Source organism: Streptococcus pseudopneumoniae, assembly GCF_001068775.1.
Taxonomy (GTDB): Bacteria; Bacillota; Bacilli; order Lactobacillales; family Streptococcaceae; genus Streptococcus; species Streptococcus pseudopneumoniae_N.
In genome coordinates this window covers 20,098-39,005 of the sequence record NZ_JWAJ01000008.1, presented here as the reverse complement: position 1 = coordinate 39,005, position 18,908 = coordinate 20,098, and the positions used below count along the sequence as shown (strand labels likewise).

Genomic DNA, 18,908 nt, shown 5'->3' with positions numbered 1-18,908 from the left:
ATTGAATATGCCATAAGAAGATTATACCACATTATGTACTGTTTTAGGTTCAATTGACTATAGATACGGATATTTATGTTATCTGAAACTACTTTCAGGATGAATTGTTGCATAAAATTGTTTTGAAACTTCAATCTATTCTAGTACAAAATATTGAAAGCGTTTTAATAATGAGCTATAATAGTCACATAAGCACAAAGAAAAAGAAAAGGAGGAAAGTGGATGCCACAAATTAGTAAAGAAGCTTTGATTGAACAGATTAAAGATGGAATCATTGTTTCTTGCCAGGCTCTTCCTCATGAACCGCTCTACACAGAAGCGGGAGGAGTAATCCCCTTGCTAGTCAAAGCAGCAGAGCAAGGTGGAGCGGTTGGTATTCGGGCAAACAGTGTCCGAGATATCAAGGAAATCAAGGAAGTTACAAAACTTCCAATTATCGGGATTATCAAGCGAGACTATCCACCACAAGAACCATTCATTACTGCTACAATGAAGGAAGTGGATGAATTAGCTGCGCTTGATATCGAAGTTATCGCTCTTGACTGTACTAAGCGTGAACGTTATGACGGCTTAGAGATTCAAGAATTTATTCGCCAAGTGAAGGAAAAATATCCAGATCAATTATTGATGGCGGATACAAGTACCTTTGAAGAAGGCTTAACAGCAGTAGAGGCAGGAATTGACTTTGTCGGTACAACTCTATCAGGTTACACTTCTTACAGTCCAAAAGTGGATGGCCCAGATTTTGAACTCATCAAGAAACTCTGCGACGCAGGGGTGGACGTCATTGCTGAAGGAAAAATTCACACACCAGAACAAGCTAAGCAAATCCTAGGTTATGGAGTGCGAGGCATCGTTGTAGGTGGCGCTATTACTAGACCAAAAGAGATTACGGAACGCTTTGTTGCCGGTCTTAAGTAACATCATATAAAAAACGAGGAGAGTGGTTGATTAGTAGGAAAAAATGAAAACGTATACAAAGTCGACATTGCTCTTTATCCAATTCGGATACGCTTAACATCATTTAGGAGAATACAAATGAAATTTAGAAAACTAGCTTGTACAGTACTTGCGGGTGCTGCGGTTCTATCACTTGCTGCTTGTGGCAAATCAGACGCTAACAAAGATGCTGCCAAATCAGGCGATGCAGCAACAACAGAAATTACTTGGTGGGCATTCCCAGTATTTACTCAAGAAAAATCTGGTGACGGTGTTGGAACTTATGAAAAATCTATCATCGAAGCTTTCGAAAAAGCAAATCCAGATATCAAAGTTAAACTAGAAACAATCGACTTCAAATCTGGACCAGAAAAAATCACAACAGCTATCGAAGCTGGTACAGCTCCAGATGTACTTTTCGATGCACCAGGTCGTATCATCAATTACGGTAAAAATGGTAAATTGGCTGAGTTGAATGACCTCTTTACAGATGAATTTGTTAAAGATGTTAACAACGAAAACATCGTACAAGCAAGTAAAGCTGGCGACAAAGCTTACATGTATCCAATCAGTTCTGCACCATTCTACATGGCTATGAACAAGAAAATGTTGGAAGACGCTGGTGTAGCTAACCTTGTTAAAGAAGGTTGGACAACAGACGACTTTGAAAAAGTTTTGAAAGCGCTCAAAGATAAAGGATATACTCCAGGTTCATTGTTCAGTTCTGGTCAAGGGGGAGACCAAGGAACACGTGCCTTCATCTCTAACCTTTACGGCGGTTCTGTAACTGATAAAGAAGTAACTAAATATACAACTGACGATCCTAAATTTGTCAAAGGTCTTGAAAAAGCAGCTGGCTGGATCAAAGACGGTTTGTTGAACAACGGTTCACAATTTGACGGTGGAGCAGACATCCAAAACTTTGCAAACGGTCAAACTTCATACACAATCCTTTGGGCACCAGCTCAAAACGGTATCCAAGCTAAACTTTTGGAAGCAAGTAAAGTTGAAGTGGTAGAAGTACCATTCCCATCTGACTCAGGTAAACCAGCTCTTGAATACCTTGTAAACGGATTTGCAGTATTTAATAACAAAGACGAAAAGAAAGTCGCAGCAGCTAAGAAATTCATCCAATTCATCGCAGATGATAAAGAGTGGGGTCCTAAAGACGTTGTTCGTACAGGCGCATTCCCAGTTCGTACTTCATTTGGTAAACTTTACGATGACAAACGTATGGAAACAATCAGTGGCTGGACTCAATACTACTCTCCATACTACAACACAATCGACGGATTTGCTGAAATGAGAACTCTATGGTTCCCAATGTTGCAATCAGTGTCTAACGGTGACGAACAACCTGCTGCAGCTTTGAAGACATTCACTGAAAAAGCGAATGAAACAATCAAAAAAGCAGCTAAACAATAAGCCCTAAATAAAAAGTAAAATCCCCCCCTTTTCCCTGTGCACATCTGTGTACGAAAAGGGGGAGTTTTATTTAAAAAATGTAAGGAACTGACAGGTCAAAATTAAAATGAAGTTCTTACATAGGCTTTTCTTGGAAAAAATTTCATTTTGATTTTACATCAATGTCAGATAACAAATAAAAAAACAAAAACTATTTGAAAGTGAGGTGCCGACTGTGAAAGTCAATAAAATTCGCATGAGAGAAACAATTGTTTCGTATGCTTTCTTAGCACCAGTATTAATCTTCTTTACTGTCTTTGTCCTAGCTCCAATGATCATGGGATTCATCACTAGTTTCTTTAACTACTCGATGACTAGCTTTGAGTTTGTGGGACTTGACAACTACATCCGCATGTTTAAAGACCCTGTCTTTACAAAATCTTTGATTAATACCGTAATCTTAGTTATCGGATCTGTACCAGTCGTTGTACTCTTCTCACTATTTGTGGCATCACAAACTTACCAACAAAATGCAGTTGCTAGATCCTTCTATCGTTTCGTATTCTTCCTTCCTGTTGTAACAGGTAGTGTTGCCGTAACGGTTGTATGGAAATGGATTTATGATCCTCTATCAGGTATTTTGAATTTCGTACTTAAGTCAAGCCATATCATTAGCCAAAACATTTCTTGGTTGGGTGATAAAAACTGGGCTTTGATGGCGATTATGATTATTCTTTTGACAACATCAGTTGGTCAACCAATCATTCTCTACATCGCTGCAATGGGTAATATTGATAACTCACTTGTAGAAGCAGCGCGTGTCGACGGAGCTACTGAGTTACAAGTTTTCTGGAAGATTAAATGGCCAAGCCTCCTTCCAACAACTCTTTATATCGCAATCATTACAACCATCAACTCATTCCAGTGTTTTGCTTTGATTCAGCTTTTGACTTCAGGTGGTCCAAACTATTCAACAAGTACACTTATGTACTACCTATACGAGAAAGCCTTCCAATTGACTGAGTATGGCTATGCCAATACTATTGGTGTATTCTTGGCAGTTATGATCGCTATCGTCAGCTTCGTTCAATTTAAAGTACTTGGAAACGACGTAGAATATTAATAGAAAGGAGACAGCTATGCAATCTACACAAAAGAAACCTTTAACAGCCTTCACTGTTATTTCAACTATCATTTTGCTCTTGTTGACTGTACTCTTCATCTTTCCATTCTACTGGATTTTGACAGGTGCATTCAAATCACAACCGGATACCATTATGATTCCACCACAATGGTTCCCTAAAGCTCCAACTATGGAGAACTTCCAACAATTGATGGTGCAAAACCCAGCCTTGCAATGGATGTGGAACTCAGTCTTCATTTCCTTGGTAACTATGTTCTTGGTTTGTGCAACCTCTTCACTAGCAGGTTATGTATTGGCTAAGAAACGTTTCTATGGTCAACGCATTCTCTTTGCAATTTTTATCGCTGCCATGGCTCTTCCAAAACAAGTTGTCCTTGTGCCATTGGTACGTATCGTCAACTTCATGGGAATCCATGATACTCTTTGGGCAGTTATCTTGCCTTTGATTGGATGGCCATTCGGGGTCTTCCTCATGAAACAGTTCAGTGAAAACATTCCTACAGAATTGCTCGAATCTGCTAAAATCGATGGATGTGGCGAGATTCGTACATTCTGGAGCGTAGCCTTCCCTATCGTGAAGCCAGGATTTGCAGCTCTTGCAATCTTTACCTTCATCAATACTTGGAATGACTACTTCATGCAATTGGTAATGTTGACTTCACGTCAAAACTTGACCATCTCGCTCGGGGTTGCGACTATGCAGGCCGAGATGGCAACTAACTATGGTTTGATCATGGCAGGGGCTGCCCTTGCAGCTGTGCCAATCGTAACAGTCTTCCTGGTCTTCCAAAAATCCTTTACTCAAGGGATTACTATGGGAGCTGTCAAAGGATAGTCCTCTGCGAAAATTGAATATAGTAGAATCTGTTTATCAGTATGCAGCAGTATAGTTGATAGACTAAGAGAATACAGGATATATAAGTGTCTACAAAATGGAGAGGAGTTGCTTACTTCATGAAGTTTTGTTAGACACTTATAAACTTACTGGCTAGACATCGTATGTCTGAAGGTAACAATCAGGTAAAGGAAATTACTATGATTTTTGATGATTTAAAAAACATTAGCTTTTACAAGGGAATTCATCCTAATCTAGATAAGGCTATTGATTATCTCTATGAGCATCGTAAGGATAGCTTTGAATTAGGCAAATACGAGATTGATGGGGATAAAGTCTTTCTAGTTGTACAGGAAAATGTTCTCAACCAAGATGAAAATGATCGCTTTGAGCATCATAAAAACTATGCAGATTTGCATTTGTTAGTTGAAGGACATGAGTATTCTAGTTACGGTTCTCGTGTAAAAGACGAGGCTGTAGCCTTTGATGAAGCCAGTGATATTGGCTTTGTCCATTGTCACGAACACTACCCACTTTTGTTGGGTTATCACAATTTTGCAATCTTCTTCCCAGGTGAACCTCATCAACCTAATGGTTATGCAGGTATGGAAGATAAAGTTCGCAAATACTTATTTAAAATTTTAATCGATTAGTCAGTTAGGAGGAGCAAACAATGGCACATAAAGGATCTGGATTGATAAAAGCAGCATTCGATACGGATAACTTTCTTATGCGATTTTGTGAGAAAGTGTTAGATATCGTGACGGTCAACCTACTTTTTGTTGTGTCTTGTTTGCCTATTGTGACAATCGGAGTAGCAAAAATTAGTCTCTATCAGACAATCTTCGAAGTTAAGAGTAGTCGTCGTGTTCCTGTTTTTAAAACGTATATGAGAGCCTTTAAGCAAAATTTGAAATTAGGCCTCCAGTTAGGTTTGTTGGAACTAGGAATTTTTCTAATTAGTGTAGTTGACTTGTCTCTATTCTGGGGGCAAACAGGCCTAGGCTTCCAGCTCATTAAAGCCATTTGCTTAGGAATTCTAATATTTTTAACTCTGGTTATGTTGGCTAGCTATCCAATTGCAGCACGCTATGACTTGACTTGGAAAGAAGTACTCCAAAAGGGCTTGCTCTTAGTTAGCTTTAACTTCGTGTGGTTCTTCTTGATGCTTGCGATTATTTTATTAATCATGATGCTTCTCTATCTATCAGGCTTTACTCTTGTACTGGGTGGCTCTGCCTTTCTACTATTTGGCTTTGGCCTCCTTGCCTTTTGGCAAACAGGATTGATTGAAAAATTATTTGCCAAATACCAATCAGAATGAAAGTGAGATGAAACTACTTTCAATTGAGAAAATATTCAAATAATAACTAGAAATTAGAATCTAAGTGATCAGAATGTATTGAAAGCGTTTTTTGCAAGGTGTATACTTAAACAGTAAAGAAGTAATCTGCCCAGAGCAGAAAATAAAAAAATCTTAGGAGAAATCTATGTCAGATTTAAAAAAATATGAAGGTGTCATTCCTGCCTTCTACGCATGTTATGATGATGCGGGTGAAGTTAGCCCAGAACGTACTCGTGCCTTGGTACAATACTTTATTGATAAAGGTGTTCAAGGACTTTATGTCAATGGTTCTTCAGGTGAGTGTATCTACCAAAGCGTAGAAGACCGCAAATTGATCTTGGAAGAAGTCATGGCAGTTGCTAAAGGTAAATTGACCATCATTGCTCATGTGGCTTGCAACAATACCAAAGATAGTATTGAACTGGCTCGTCATGCAGAAAGTTTGGGAGTAGATGCTATCGCAACAATCCCACCAATTTACTTCCGTTTGCCTGAGTACTCAGTTGCTAAATACTGGAACGACATCAGCGCTGCAGCTCCAAACACAGACTATGTCATCTACAACATTCCTCAATTGGCAGGTGTTGCTTTGACTCCAAGTCTCTACACAGAGATGTTGAAAAACCCACGTGTCATTGGTGTTAAAAATTCTTCAATGCCAGTTCAAGACATCCAAACTTTTGTTAGTCTTGGTGGTGATGATCATATCGTCTTTAATGGTCCAGACGAACAATTCCTAGGCGGACGTCTCATGGGAGCAAAAGCTGGTATCGGTGGTACTTATGGTGCTATGCCAGAACTCTTCTTGAAACTTAACCAATTGATTGCGGATAAAGACCTAGAAACAGCGCGTGAATTGCAATACGCTATCAACGCTATCATCGGTAAATTGACTGCAGCACATGGTAATATGTACTGTGTCATCAAAGAAGTCTTGAAAATTAATGAAGGACTTAACATCGGATCTGTTCGTTCACCATTGACTCCAGTTACAGAAGAAGATCGTCCAGTTGTTGAAGCAGCTGCGGCATTAATTCGTGAAACTAAGGAGCGTTTCCTCTAATCAACAGGAGGCTTTATGGCTAATTATGTTGCAATTGATATTGGTGGAACTAATATCAAATACGGTTTGATTGACCAAGATGGACAACTTGTAGAGTCTCACGAAGTAGCAACTGAGGCTCATAAGGGTGGTCCCCACATTTTACAAAAAACAAAAGATATCGTAGCTAGCTATCTAGAAAAAGGTCCAGTGTCAGGTGTCGCCATTTCCTCTGCGGGAATGGTTGACCCTGATAAGGGTGAGATTTTCTATGCAGGTCCACAGATTCCAAATTATGCCGGTACTCAATTTAAAAAGGAAATTGAAGAAAGTTTTGGAATTCCTTGTGAAATTGAAAATGATGTCAACTGCGCAGGTCTTGCGGAAGCTGTATCAGGATCTGGAAAGGACGCAAGTATTACTCTTTGCTTGACAATTGGAACAGGTATCGGTGGTTGCTTAATCATTGATGGCCAAGTTTTCCATGGCTTTAGTAATTCTGCCTGTGAAGTTGGCTACATGCACATGCAAGATGGAGACTTCCAAGATCTAGCTTCTACAACTGCCTTGGTTGAGTATGTAGCCAAGGCTCATGATGAGGAAGTGGCTCATTGGAATGGTCGTAGAATTTTCAAAGAAGCTACAGAAGGCAATAAACTCTGTATGGAGGGAATTGACCGTATGGTAGACTATCTTGGGAAAGGTCTTGCTAACATTTGTTATGTTGCCAATCCCGAGGTTGTTATACTAGGTGGTGGTATTATGGTGCAGGAAGCGATTTTGAAACCAAAAATTCGTAAAGCTCTAAAAAATGCGCTTGTTCCAAGTCTAGCGGAAAAAACAAGATTAGAATTTGCGCATCATCAAAATACTGCAGGTATGCTTGGTGCATACTATCACTTCAAAACAAAACAATCCTAAGTTGGCCTTGCCAATTTAGGATTTTTTAGTCATAAATAGTAAAATAATCATTTAGTAAAAATCTAGTTAAAACTTTGAAAACCCTTGCATTTTTTAATATAACATAGTATATTTATAATAATGCGAAAACTCTAGAAAAATTCTTGCTAATGGAAGCATTATTTTATTTTTTAAAAATGTAAGCGATTTCTACAAAAGGACTTATCAAAAAATAAATAGCTTAGGAGCAGAGTTTTAGGCTAGGGAATCAAACAAAAAATGTCGCCAGCTAAAGCTGGGCTCGGGCAGTAGCTGACTGCTCTAGAAGATTAGGAGTATTGGATGAAACAATATTTTTGGAAAAAGGTAGAATATTTAGTATTTGTAAACTGACTGTTGGTGTTGCTTCTGTAGCAGTCGGTCTTGCTTTTTTTGCATCTGGTAATGTTGCGGCTAGTGAACTTGTGACAGAACCAAAACTTGAAGTAGATAGTCAAGCAAAAGAAGTGGTAGATGTAGATCATGAAAAAGAAGAAGCAGTTAAGGGAGAAGTAACTGAAAAAACAGAACCTGCTGTCGAGAAAGTGGCAGAGGAAGGGAAAACTGCTGAAGTGGCTGGCGATTCACTCCCTGAAGAAATTCCTGACCGTGCTTATCCTGATACACCAGTGAAAAAACTGGACACTTCAGCCATTGTTTCAGAGAAAGAAAGTCCACAAGTAGAGACTAAGAGCATCTTGAAACCTACAGAAGTAGCTCCATCTGAAGGCGAAAAAGAAAATAGAGCCATTATCAATGGCGGACAAGACCTTAAGCATATCAATTATGAAGGTCAACCGGCTACATCAGCAGCTATGGTTTATACAATTTTCAGTTCACCTCTAGCAGGTGGTGGAACTCAGCGTTACCTCAATTCTGGCTCTGGTATCTTTGTGGCTCCAAACATCATGTTGACAGTGGCTCACAATTTCTTGAAGAAGGATGCCGAAACCAATGCTGGTAATATCTTAGGCGGTGACACTGCTAAGTTCTATTACAATGTAGGTTCAAATACTGCTAAGAATAATTCTTTACCAACTTCAGGGAACACTATTTTGTTCAAGGAAAAGGATATTCATTTCTGGAATACAGAAAAATTCGGTGAAGGCTATAAGAATGACTTAGCCTTGGTTGTAGCTCCAGTTCCACTTTCAATTGCAAGTCCAAATAAGGCGGCTACCTTTACTCCTCTAGCAGAGCATCGGGAATACAAAGCTGGAGAACCAGTGAGCACAATTGGCTATCCGACAGATTCAACTTCTCCAGAATTGAAGGAACCAATTGTTCCTGGTCAATTGTATAAGGCAGACGGTGTCGTTAGAGATACTGAAAAGTACGATGAAAATGGAGCTGTAGGTGTTACCTATCGTTTGACTTCTGTTTCAGGTCTTTCTGGTGGTGGAATTATTAACGGTGATGGTAAGGTCATTGGGATCCACCAACGTGGTACTGTTGATAATGCGAACATTGCTGAAAAAGATCGCTTTGGAGGAGGGGTTGTCCTCTCACCAGAACAATTGGCATGGGTCAAAGAAATCATTGATAAATACGGTGTTAAAGGCTGGTATCAAGGCGATAACGGCAATCGTTATTACTTTACTCCAGAGGGAGAAATGCTCAGAAATAAGACAGCTGTTATCGGTGAAAACAAATATTCTTTCGATAAAAGTGGTGTAGCAACTCTTCTTGAAGGTGTTTAATATGGACGAGTTGTTATCGAACACGTAGACCAGAAAGATAATCCAGTCAAAGAAAACGATACTTTTGTTGAAAAGACAGAAGTTGGAGCTCAATTTGACTATGACTATAAAACAGAAATTGAGAAGACTGACTTCTACAAGAAGAATAAAGACAAATATGAGATTGTCTCAATTGACGGAAAAGCTGTCAACAAGCAACTGAAAGATGCTTGGGGAGATGATTATAGCGTTGTGAGCAAGGCTCCTGCAGGAACTCGCGTTATTAAGGTTGTTTATAAAGTCAATAAAGGTTCCTTCGACCTTCGTTACCGTTTGAAAGGTACCGACCAAGAATTGGCAACTGCAACTGTGGATAATAACGATGGTAAAGAATATGAAGTTTCCTTTGTTCACACATTCCAAGCTAAAGAAATCACAGGCTACCGTGCAGTCAACGCAAGCCAAGAAGCAACAATTCAACATAAAGGAGTGAACCAAGTTATTTTTGAATACGAAAAAATTGAAGATCCAAAACCAGTAACTCCTGCAACTCCAGTAGTGGATCCAAAAGACGAAGAAACAGAAATTGGAAATTATGGACCACTTCCAAGCAAGGCTCAGTTGGACTACCACAAGGAAGAATTGGCTGCCTTCATCCACTATGGAATGAATACCTACACCAACTCTGAGTGGGGAAATGGTAGAGAAAATCCTGAGTACTTTAATCCAACAAATCTTGACACAGACCAGTGGATTAAGACTTTGAAGGATGCTGGGTTCAAACGAACAATCATGGTTGTCAAACACCACGACGGTTTTGTGATTTATCCATCTAAATACACAGACCATACGGTGGCTGCAAGTCCATGGAAAGATGGTAAGGGTGACCTTCTCGAAGAAATCTCTAAATCAGCGACTAAGTACGACATGAATATGGGTGTTTACCTATCACCATGGGATGCTAATAACCCTAAATATCATGTTTCAACTGAAAAAGAGTATAACGAATACTATCTCAATCAACTTAAGGAAATCCTTGGAAATCCTAAATACGGAAACAATGGTAAATTCATCGAAGTCTGGATGGACGGTGCGCGTGGTAGTGGAGCTCAAAAAGTAACCTACACCTTTGACGAATGGTTCAAGTACATCAAGGAAGCTGAAGGAGATATCGCTATCTTCTCTGCACAACCGACAAGTGTCCGTTGGATCGGTAATGAACGTGGTATCGCTGGAGATCCAGTTTGGCATAAGGTTAAGAAAGCTAAAATCACTGACGATGTGAAGAATGAATATCTCAACCATGGAGACCCAGAAGGAGATATGTACTCTGTCGGTGAAGCAGACGTTTCTATCCGTTCAGGTTGGTTCTACCATGATAATCAACAGCCAAAATCAATCAAAGATTTGATGGATATCTACTTCAAGTCTGTTGGTCGTGGAACGCCGCTTCTCCTCAATATTCCACCTAATAAAGAAGGTAAATTCGCAGAAGCAGATGTCGCTCGCTTGCAAGAATTCCGAGCAACCTTGGATCAAATGTATGCAACTGATTTTGCTAAAGGCGCAACAGTTACTGCAAGCTCTACTCGTAAGAATCACTTGTACCAAGCAAGCAACCTAACCGATGGTAAGGATGATACTAGTTGGGCATTGTCAAATGATGCCAAGACAGGTGAATTTACTGTCGATCTCGGTCAAAAGAGACGCTTTGACGTAGTCGAACTCAAAGAAGATATCGCTAAAGGTCAACGTATCTCAGGATTTAAGGTTGAAGTTGAGCTCAATGGTCGCTGGGTTCCATATGGAGAGGGTTCGACTGTTGGTTATCGTCGTCTTGTCCAAGGTCAACCTGTAGAAGCCCAAAAGATTCGTGTGACTATCACGAATTCACAAGCAACCCCTATTTTGACAAACTTCTCTGTTTATAAGACACCAAGTAGTATCGAAAAAACAGATGGCTATCCTCTAGGCTTGGATTACCATTCAAATACAACAGCTGATAAAGCAAATACAACCTGGTATGACGAATCTGAAGGCGTCCGTGGAACATCCATGTGGACCAATCAAAAAGATGCTAGCGTAACCTACCGTTTCAATGGAACTAAGGCTTATGTCGTATCTACAGTGGATCCAAACCACGGTGAAATGTCAGTTTATGTGGATGGTCAAAAGGTTGCAGACGTACAAACTAATAATGCGGCTCGTAAACGTAGCCAGATGGTTTATGAAACAGATGACTTGGCTCCAGGTGAACACACCATCAAACTCGTCAACAAAACTGGCAAAGCTATTGCAACTGAAGGGATCTACACGCTCAATAATGCTGGTAAAGGTATGTTTGAGTTGAAAGAAACAACCTATGAAGTTCAAAAAGGCCAACCAGTTACTGTAACCATCAAACGTGTTGGTGGTAGCAAGGGAGTTGCGACAGTTCATGTCGTGACTGAGCCAGGAACAGGGGTTCACGGTAAGGTTTATAAAGATACAACGGCTGATTTGACCTTCCAAGATGGTGAAACAGAAAAGACTTTGACAATTCCGACAATTGACTTTACTGAACAAGCTGATTCAATCTTTGACTTTAAAGTGAAAATGACTAGCGCTTCAGACGATGCCTTGCTTGGATTTGCAACTGAAGCAACTGTTCGAGTAATGAAGGCTGAATTGCTTCAAAAAGATCAAGTAAGTCACGATGATCAGGCCAGTCAACTTGACTATAGCCTAGGTTGGCATCATGAAACCAATTCTTCTGGCAAATACCAAAACACTGAGTCTTGGGCATCATTTGGTCGTTTGACTGAAGAGCAAAAGAAAAATGCTAGCGTAACAGCTTACTTCTACGGAACAGGTCTTGAAATCAAAGGTTTTGTTGATCCTGGACATGGTATCTACAAGGTAACTCTGGATGGTAAAGAACTTGAGTATCAAGATGGTCAAGGAAATGCCACTGATGTCAATGGCAAGAAGTACTTCAGTGGTACAGCAGCTACACGTCAAGGCGATCAGACTCTCGTTCGTTTGACTGGGCTAGAAGAAGGTTGGCATGCTGTAACCTTGCAATTGGATCCAAAACGAAATGATACCTCTAGAAATATTGGTATCCAAGTTGACCAGTTCATCACTCGTGGTGAAGATAGCGCTCTTTATTCCAAAGAAGAATTAGTTCAAGCTATGAAGAACTGGAAGGATGAATTGGCTAAATTTGACCAAACAGCCTTGAAAAACACTCCAGAGGCGCGTCAAGCCTTCAAGTCAAACTTGGACAAATTATCAGAACAACTTTCAGCAAGCACTGTCGATGCGCAAGAGTTGATGCTGACAGCTACAACCTTACAAGCTATCCTTGATAAGGAAGACAACTACGGTTCAGATGACACACCGACACCAGACCAGCCAGAGGAGCCAAACTACGACAAGGCTATGGCAAGTCTGGCAGAAGCAATTGAAAGAAAGACTAAAGAACTTGGTGACGATAAAGAAGCTAAGAAGAAATTAGTTGAGTTGGCCGAACAAGCTCTTACTGCTATCCAGGAAGCTAAGACTCAGGATGCAGTAGATAAGGCTTTGGAAAATGCTCTAGCTGGTATTAATCAACTTCAAGCGACTCCGAAAGAGGAACCAAAACCAGAAGAACCAAGCAAACCAGAAGAGTCTAAAGTTGACCGCCATAAGGCGATTGCAGAATTAGCCGCAGCAGTCGAGAAAAAAGCTGCTGAACTTGTAGATGATGTAGCTGCACAGGAAAAACTGGTTGAACTTGGAGAGCAAGCCCTCACTGCTATCCAGGAAGCTAAGACTCAGGATGCAGTAGATAAGGCTTTGGCAACTGGTATCTCTGCTATCAATCAACTTCAAGCAACTCCAAAAGAGGATCCAAAACCAGAAGAACCAAGCAAACCAGAAGAGCCAACGATTGACTACGAAAAGGCAATGTCAAGTTTAGCTGAGGCAATCCGAAGAAAGACTACTGAACTAGGTAGCGATAAGGAAGCTAAGAAGAAACTGGTTGAGTTGGCAGAGCAAGCTCTTGTTGCTATCGAAGAAGCTAAGACTCAAGATGCAGTAGATAAAGCTTTACAAGCTGCCCTAGCTTCTATCAATCAACTTCAAGCTGCTCCGAAAGAGGAAGTGAAACATTCAACAGTTCCAACTGAAGGAGATAAGGTCTTAGTTCAAACGCAACCAAGTCTTGAAGTAACCACAGAACCAATTGCCTTTAATACTGTTCGTCGTGAGAATGCCTTCCTAGCTAAAGGTAAGGAACAAGTTGTTTCAGATGGTAAAGCAGGTCAAGTAACGACTTATGTAGAAGTAGATGGAGATACACGTAAGACAGTTAAGGTTGAACGTGAAGAAGCTCAAGATCGTGTCATCGAAGTTGGTACTTATGAAGGAACATCTGAGCCAGCTGAAGATGTTAAAGAATTGAGCTTTAGTCAACCAAGTCTTGAGGTAGTTGAAGAACCAAGAGGCTTCAAGACAGTGAAGCAAGAAGATCCAACTCTTCCAGAAGGTAAAACTAGCGTGTCTCAAGTAGGTCGTGAAGGTAAAGAACGTATCATCACCGAAGTAGCATTGGATGGAAGCCGTACTGAAAAACTTCGCGAAGTTGTTGAAGAACCACAAGATGAGATTGTACTAGTCGGAACTAAGAAAGTTGAAATAGGTAAAACAGATCCAGCGATTCATGAAGTACCAGAGTTCACAGGTGGTGTCAATGGCGCAGAAGCAGCTGTTCGTGGAGAAGATCCAGAGTTTACTGGTGGCGTAAATGGCGCAGAAGCAGCTATTCGTGGAGAAGATCCAGAGTTTACTGGTAATGTCAATGGCGCAGAAGCGGCTATCAACGAGGTACCAGAGTTTATTGGTGGCGTAAATGGCGCAGAAGCAGCTGTTCGTGGAGAAGATCCAGAGTTCACAGGTGGCGTAAATGGCGCAGAAGCGGCTATCAACGAGGTACCAGAGTTTACTGGTGGCGTAAATGGTGCAGAAGCAGCTATTCGTGGAGAAGCCCCAGAGTTCACAGGTGGTGTCAATGGAGCAGAGGCAGCTGTCCATGAACTCCCAGAATACAAAGATGAACAGACTCTGGTAGCTCCTGCAAGCTCACACGACAATATCTATCAAGCGCCTGCAAATCGTCAACATAGTCTCCCAGAGACAGGAACTAAAGAAACGGCTACACTGGCAACCTTAGGTGCTGTTGGAGCGATTCTTGGACTGGCTGCAATGGGAAAGAAAAAAGTCGAAGAATAAAATCTTTAGGACTCGAAAGTACTTTTGAGGAAGTTTAGATTTTGTTAGAACTTATCGCGATAGTAGCATTGTTTAGATAAACTGCTATAACATCTATCTAACATTTAGAGATTGGACCAAGAAGCTAATCTCAATTATAAAAAGCGAGCAAAACGAGTTTTCTGAGAGTCAGAATTCAGTCTTGTTCGCTTTTTTATATCAAGAATCAGGTGTAGAGTTCTATGTGCATAAGTCATCAGTTATAGGACTTGAGCAAACTAATATAGTGTAATGAAATCAAATCTGAACAAATTGACTAGGGAAATCAGATCGATTTTTATTCATGTTTTAGAAGCAACAGTGTACTATTCGATATTCAATCTACTATACTCAATGAAAATCAAAGAGTAAACTAGGAAGCTAGCCTCAGGTTGCTCAAAGCATAGCTTTGAGGTTGCAGATAAAGCTGACGTGGTTTGAAGAGATTTTCGAAGAGTATAAAAACCAGCGACTTTAATCGCTGGTTACTCATATGATTATTCACTTGATAGGGATGAAGGCTTATCTAGACCTTCTATTTCTACGATAGCCATTTAGTTTTTTATTTTCCCAATAACTGTTAAAGATTTTTTCTTTGCTTTCGCGGTCAATTTCTAAGAAGTAGGCATAGAGTAAGTCAATTAAAATCAACATCGGAAGTTGGGCAGAGATTCTCTGGATGTAAGAAGCCTGACTCTGACTGGCTACCAATACAGTTTCCGTAAAGACCTGGGTTTCCTTGCTAGGCATACTCGTAAAGAGAATGGTTTTAGCCCCCATATCTTGAGCGTCAAGTAGACTATCAATGATGGATGTAGTTGTTCCTGAAAGGGAAAAGCCAAAGACCAAACATTTTTCATCGATGATACTGGTTGTCCAGGCGAAACCATCTGGATCTGTCAAAGCCTCACAGACAACTCCTAGTCTCATGAAACGTAATTTCATTTCACGGGCAACGAGGCCAGAACTGCCTGTTCCGAAAAAATAGACGCGTTCTGATTGATCAATCATATGAGCGATGCGCTCTAGTTGGTCATCATCAATCAACTCTTGAGACATCTCTCGGATATTTGTATAACTTCTCAAGACTCTTTGAGTCAAGGGGTTCATATCCTGCTGTGGGACTGAAAGGTTGTCAATTTGTTGTAGGTATTTGAATATGAACTCTCGATAACCCGTAAAGCCACATTTTTTGGCAAAACGAGTGAGAGCGGCCTGAGAAATATGAAGTTTTTGAGTGACCTGTTGAGAAGACAAGTCATCATGAATGGTATCTGCCTGCAAAAAATAGCGGGCAATCTCTTGCTCTAAATCGGTCATTTCTTCAAAGTGAAGATCAATAATCGTAGAGATGTCTTGCTTGTTCATGGGACTCCCTTGTAGTTATTTGTTAAAATTTTTATCAATGAAATCTATAAAATAGCGCTTACTTTAATTATACCACAGTTGCTTTGTTTTTTGGATAAAAAGGAAAAGTCTTTTCTTTTTCCATAATTTTCTCTTTAAATTATGGTACAATGAAGAGTAAGATTTTGATTAGAAATGAGACTGCTTTGTATGAGAAAATTTAATAGCCATTCGATACCAACTCGGCTTAATTTGTTGTTTGCAATCGTTATTTTGCTTTTCATGACTATCATTGGTCGCTTGCTCTATATGCAAGTTTTGAACAAGGATTTTTATGAAACTAAGCTAGCATCTGCTAGCCAAACTAGGGTAACAACGGGCTCTGCTCGAGGAGAAATCTATGACGCGGCTGGAAAACCCTTGGTAGAAAATACCGTCAAACAAGTAGTGGCTTTCACACGAAGCAATAAGATGACAGCTACTGATTTAAGGGATATTTCCACTAAACTCTTAACGTATGTAACAGTTGCCTCACCAGATTTGACAGAACGTCAAATGGCTGACTATTATCTAGCGGACCCAGCTGTCTATAAAAAAACGGTAGAGGCTCTTCCTAAGGATAAACGTTTTGATTCTGATGGCAATCAGCTGTCCGAAGCTCAACTTTATAACAATGCTGCTGAGAGTATCACTTCTGATCAACTGAACTATTCAGAGGATGAAAAGAAGGTTATCTACCTTTTTAACCAGCTCAATGCAGTTGGTAATTTTGCGACTGGGAATATTCAAACCGATCCTTTGAGCGATACACAGGTAGCTGTGATTGCTTCTGCGTCTAAGGAATTGCCAGGTATTTCTATCTCTACCTCATGGGATCGAAAGATCTTAGAGACGTCTCTTTCATCTATTGTCGGAACTGTTTCTAGTGAAAAATCCGGTCTTCCAGCAGAAGAAGTAGACACTTATTTGAAAAAAGGCTATTCGCTCAATGACCGAGTCGGGACTTCCTATCTTGAAAAGCAATACGAAGAGGTCTTGCAAGGGAAACGGACCGTCAAGGAAATCCATTTGGATAAGCACGGAGACATGGAGAGCGTAGAAAATATCGAAGAAGGTAGCAAGGGGAAAAACATCAAATTAACCATTGATTTGTCCTTCCAAGATAGCGTAGACAGCCTTTTGAAGAGTTATTTTAATTCTGAACTTACAAATGGTGGTGCTAAATACTCAGAAGGTGTTTATGCAGTAGCCCTTAATCCTAAGACAGGTGCTGTATTGGCAATGTCAGGAATTAAACACAATCTAGAAACAGGAGACTTGACACCAGACTCACTAGGAACAGTGACCAATGTTTTTGTACCAGGGTCTGTCGTTAAGGCGGCAACCATCAGTTCTGGTTGGGAAAATGGAGTCTTGTCAGGCAACCAAACCTTGACAGACCAACCAATCGTCTTCCAAGGTTCTGCCCCTATCAATTCCTGGTATACCCCTTATTACGGTTCCTTTCCGGTTACAGCCGTTGAGGCTCTAGAATATTCATCTAATGCCTACATGGTTCAAACTGCGCTAGGAATGATGGGTCAGACCTATCAACCAAATATGACAGTCAAAACCAACCAACTTGAGTCTGCCATGGGAAAACTACGCGCGACTTTTAGTGAGTATGGTTTGGGTGCTTCTACAGGTATTGACTTGCCCGAGGAATCAACAGGATTTATCCCCCAAAAATTTGACTTGGCTAATTATTTAACTAATGCTTTTGGCCAGTTTGATAACTACACACCGATGCAATTAGCCCAGTACGTTGCAACTATTGCTAACAATGGTGTTCGTCTAGCTCCACATATTGTCGAGGGAATATACGACAACAATGATAAGGGTGGCCTTGGGGAATTAATCCAAGCAATAAATACCAAGGAAATCAACAAGGTCAATATTTCTGAATCAGATATGGCAATCTTGCACCAAGGATTTTACCAAGTATCGCATGGAACTAGTCCCCTAACGACAGGACGGGCGTTTTCAGATGGTGCCACTGTTTCTATCAGTGGTAAAACCGGTACAGCTGAAAGCTATGTAGCTGGTGGTCAAAAAGAAGCTAATAATACCAATGCCGTGGCCTATGCTCCAACAGAAAATCCTCAAATTGCAGTTGCAGTAGTCTTTCCTCATAATACCAATTTAACCAAAAATGTTGGGCCAGCAATTGCTCGCGACATTATCAATCTATACAACCAACACCATCCAATGAATTAGAAAGGAAGCCATGCTTTATCCAACACCTATTGCTAAGTTGATTGACAGTTATTCTAAACTTCCGGGTATTGGGATCAAGACAGCAACCCGTCTAGCCTTTTATACTATTGGAATGCCGGATGATGACGTCAACGAATTTGCTAAAAATCTCCTTTCAGCTAAGCGAGAATTGACCTATTGTTCGATTTGCGGACGTTTAACGGATGATGATCCATGTTCTATCTGTACGGATCCTAGTCGTGACCAGACAACTATCCTAGTATTAGAGGATAGCCGAGATGTAGCGGCTATGGAAAATATCCAAGAATACCATGGACTATACCATGTCTTGCACGGCCTCATTTCACCAATGAATGGCATTAGCCCTGACGATATCAATCTTAAAAGTCTCATGACTCGTCTCATGGATAGCGAGGTTTCAGAGGTCATCGTAGCCACCAATGCAACTGCTGATGGTGAAGCGACCTCCATGTATCTCTCTCGTTTGCTTAAGCCTGCAGGGATTAAGGTTACTCGTCTAGCACGAGGTCTAGCAGTGGGAGCTGATATCGAGTATGCGGACGAAGTAACACTCCTAAGGGCCATTGAAAATCGTACAGAGCTTTAGTCTATGAGGTTAAATCGCTAAATACTTAGCTAGCAGGTATAAAATATTTAAGAACATAGAGACTGGACCATTTTTCTTCCAATCTCTTTTCTTG

Annotated in this window: 12 protein-coding genes and 1 pseudogene; 12 read left to right on the top strand and 1 reads right to left on the bottom strand. The window is 40.4% G+C overall.

Going from position 1 to position 18,908, the window contains the following annotated elements; genetic code table 11:
- Positions 1-222 precede the first annotated feature (222 nt).
- The 10 genes and pseudogenes from ADF68_RS00285 to ADF68_RS11665 all read left to right on the top strand — a co-directional run bounded on the left by ADF68_RS00285 (position 223) and on the right by ADF68_RS11665 (position 14,586).
- Entirely contained in the window at positions 223-921 is a 699-nt protein-coding gene (locus ADF68_RS00285) for an N-acetylmannosamine-6-phosphate 2-epimerase (protein WP_049548142.1), read from the top strand.
- A gap of 117 nt (positions 922-1,038) precedes the next feature.
- The gene (locus ADF68_RS00280; protein ID WP_049548141.1) at positions 1,039-2,364 is read left to right on the top strand and encodes an ABC transporter substrate-binding protein; all 1,326 of its coding nucleotides are present in this window, start codon (positions 1,039-1,041) and stop codon (positions 2,362-2,364) included.
- 235 nt (positions 2,365-2,599) lie between these two features.
- The gene (locus tag ADF68_RS00275; RefSeq protein ID WP_053092415.1) at positions 2,600-3,466 is read left to right on the top strand and encodes a carbohydrate ABC transporter permease; all 867 of its coding nucleotides are present in this window, start codon (positions 2,600-2,602) and stop codon (positions 3,464-3,466) included.
- Between the two features lie 16 nt (positions 3,467-3,482).
- Entirely contained in the window at positions 3,483-4,322 is an 840-nt protein-coding gene (locus ADF68_RS00270; protein WP_045613500.1) for a carbohydrate ABC transporter permease, read from the top strand.
- Between the two features lie 200 nt (positions 4,323-4,522).
- Positions 4,523-4,975: a YhcH/YjgK/YiaL family protein gene (locus ADF68_RS00265; RefSeq protein ID WP_049548140.1), complete on the top strand. Its 453-nt coding sequence runs from the start codon at positions 4,523-4,525 to the stop codon at positions 4,973-4,975.
- Positions 4,976-4,995: 20 nt separating this feature from the next.
- Complete coding sequence (locus tag ADF68_RS00260) at positions 4,996-5,646, top strand: YesL family protein (RefSeq protein WP_049548139.1); 651 nt, start codon at positions 4,996-4,998, stop codon at positions 5,644-5,646.
- Positions 5,647-5,812: 166 nt separating this feature from the next.
- Positions 5,813-6,730, top strand: a complete 918-nt coding sequence (locus tag ADF68_RS00255) for a dihydrodipicolinate synthase family protein (protein ID WP_049548138.1) — start codon at positions 5,813-5,815, stop codon at positions 6,728-6,730.
- Positions 6,731-6,745: 15 nt separating this feature from the next.
- Positions 6,746-7,630 carry an ROK family protein gene (locus tag ADF68_RS00250; RefSeq protein ID WP_049548137.1) on the top strand — a complete coding sequence of 295 codons (885 nt, stop codon included), beginning with the start codon at positions 6,746-6,748 and terminating at the stop codon, positions 7,628-7,630.
- A 317-nt stretch (positions 7,631-7,947) separates the two neighbouring features.
- Positions 7,948-14,064: pseudogene (locus ADF68_RS00245) on the top strand (alpha-L-fucosidase); the annotation flags it as partial.
- Positions 14,065-14,118: 54 nt separating this feature from the next.
- On the top strand, positions 14,119-14,586 hold the full coding sequence (locus tag ADF68_RS11665) for an SIALI-17 repeat-containing surface protein (protein WP_414716168.1): 468 nt from the start codon (positions 14,119-14,121) through the stop codon (positions 14,584-14,586).
- Positions 14,587-15,126: 540 nt separating this feature from the next.
- Here ADF68_RS11665 and ADF68_RS00240 read toward each other — a convergent pair.
- Positions 15,127-15,972 carry a MurR/RpiR family transcriptional regulator gene (locus tag ADF68_RS00240; protein WP_049548136.1) on the bottom strand — a complete coding sequence of 282 codons (846 nt, stop codon included), beginning with the start codon at positions 15,970-15,972 and terminating at the stop codon, positions 15,127-15,129.
- A gap of 189 nt (positions 15,973-16,161) precedes the next feature.
- Between ADF68_RS00240 and pbp2b the strand changes: the two genes are divergently transcribed.
- Both pbp2b and recR read left to right on the top strand, forming a co-directional pair.
- Complete coding sequence (gene pbp2b, locus ADF68_RS00235) at positions 16,162-18,207, top strand: penicillin-binding protein PBP2B (RefSeq protein ID WP_049548135.1); 2,046 nt, start codon at positions 16,162-16,164, stop codon at positions 18,205-18,207.
- A 10-nt stretch (positions 18,208-18,217) separates the two neighbouring features.
- Complete coding sequence (gene recR, locus ADF68_RS00230; RefSeq protein ID WP_049548134.1) at positions 18,218-18,814, top strand: recombination mediator RecR; 597 nt, start codon at positions 18,218-18,220, stop codon at positions 18,812-18,814.
- Positions 18,815-18,908: the final 94 nt, after the last annotated feature.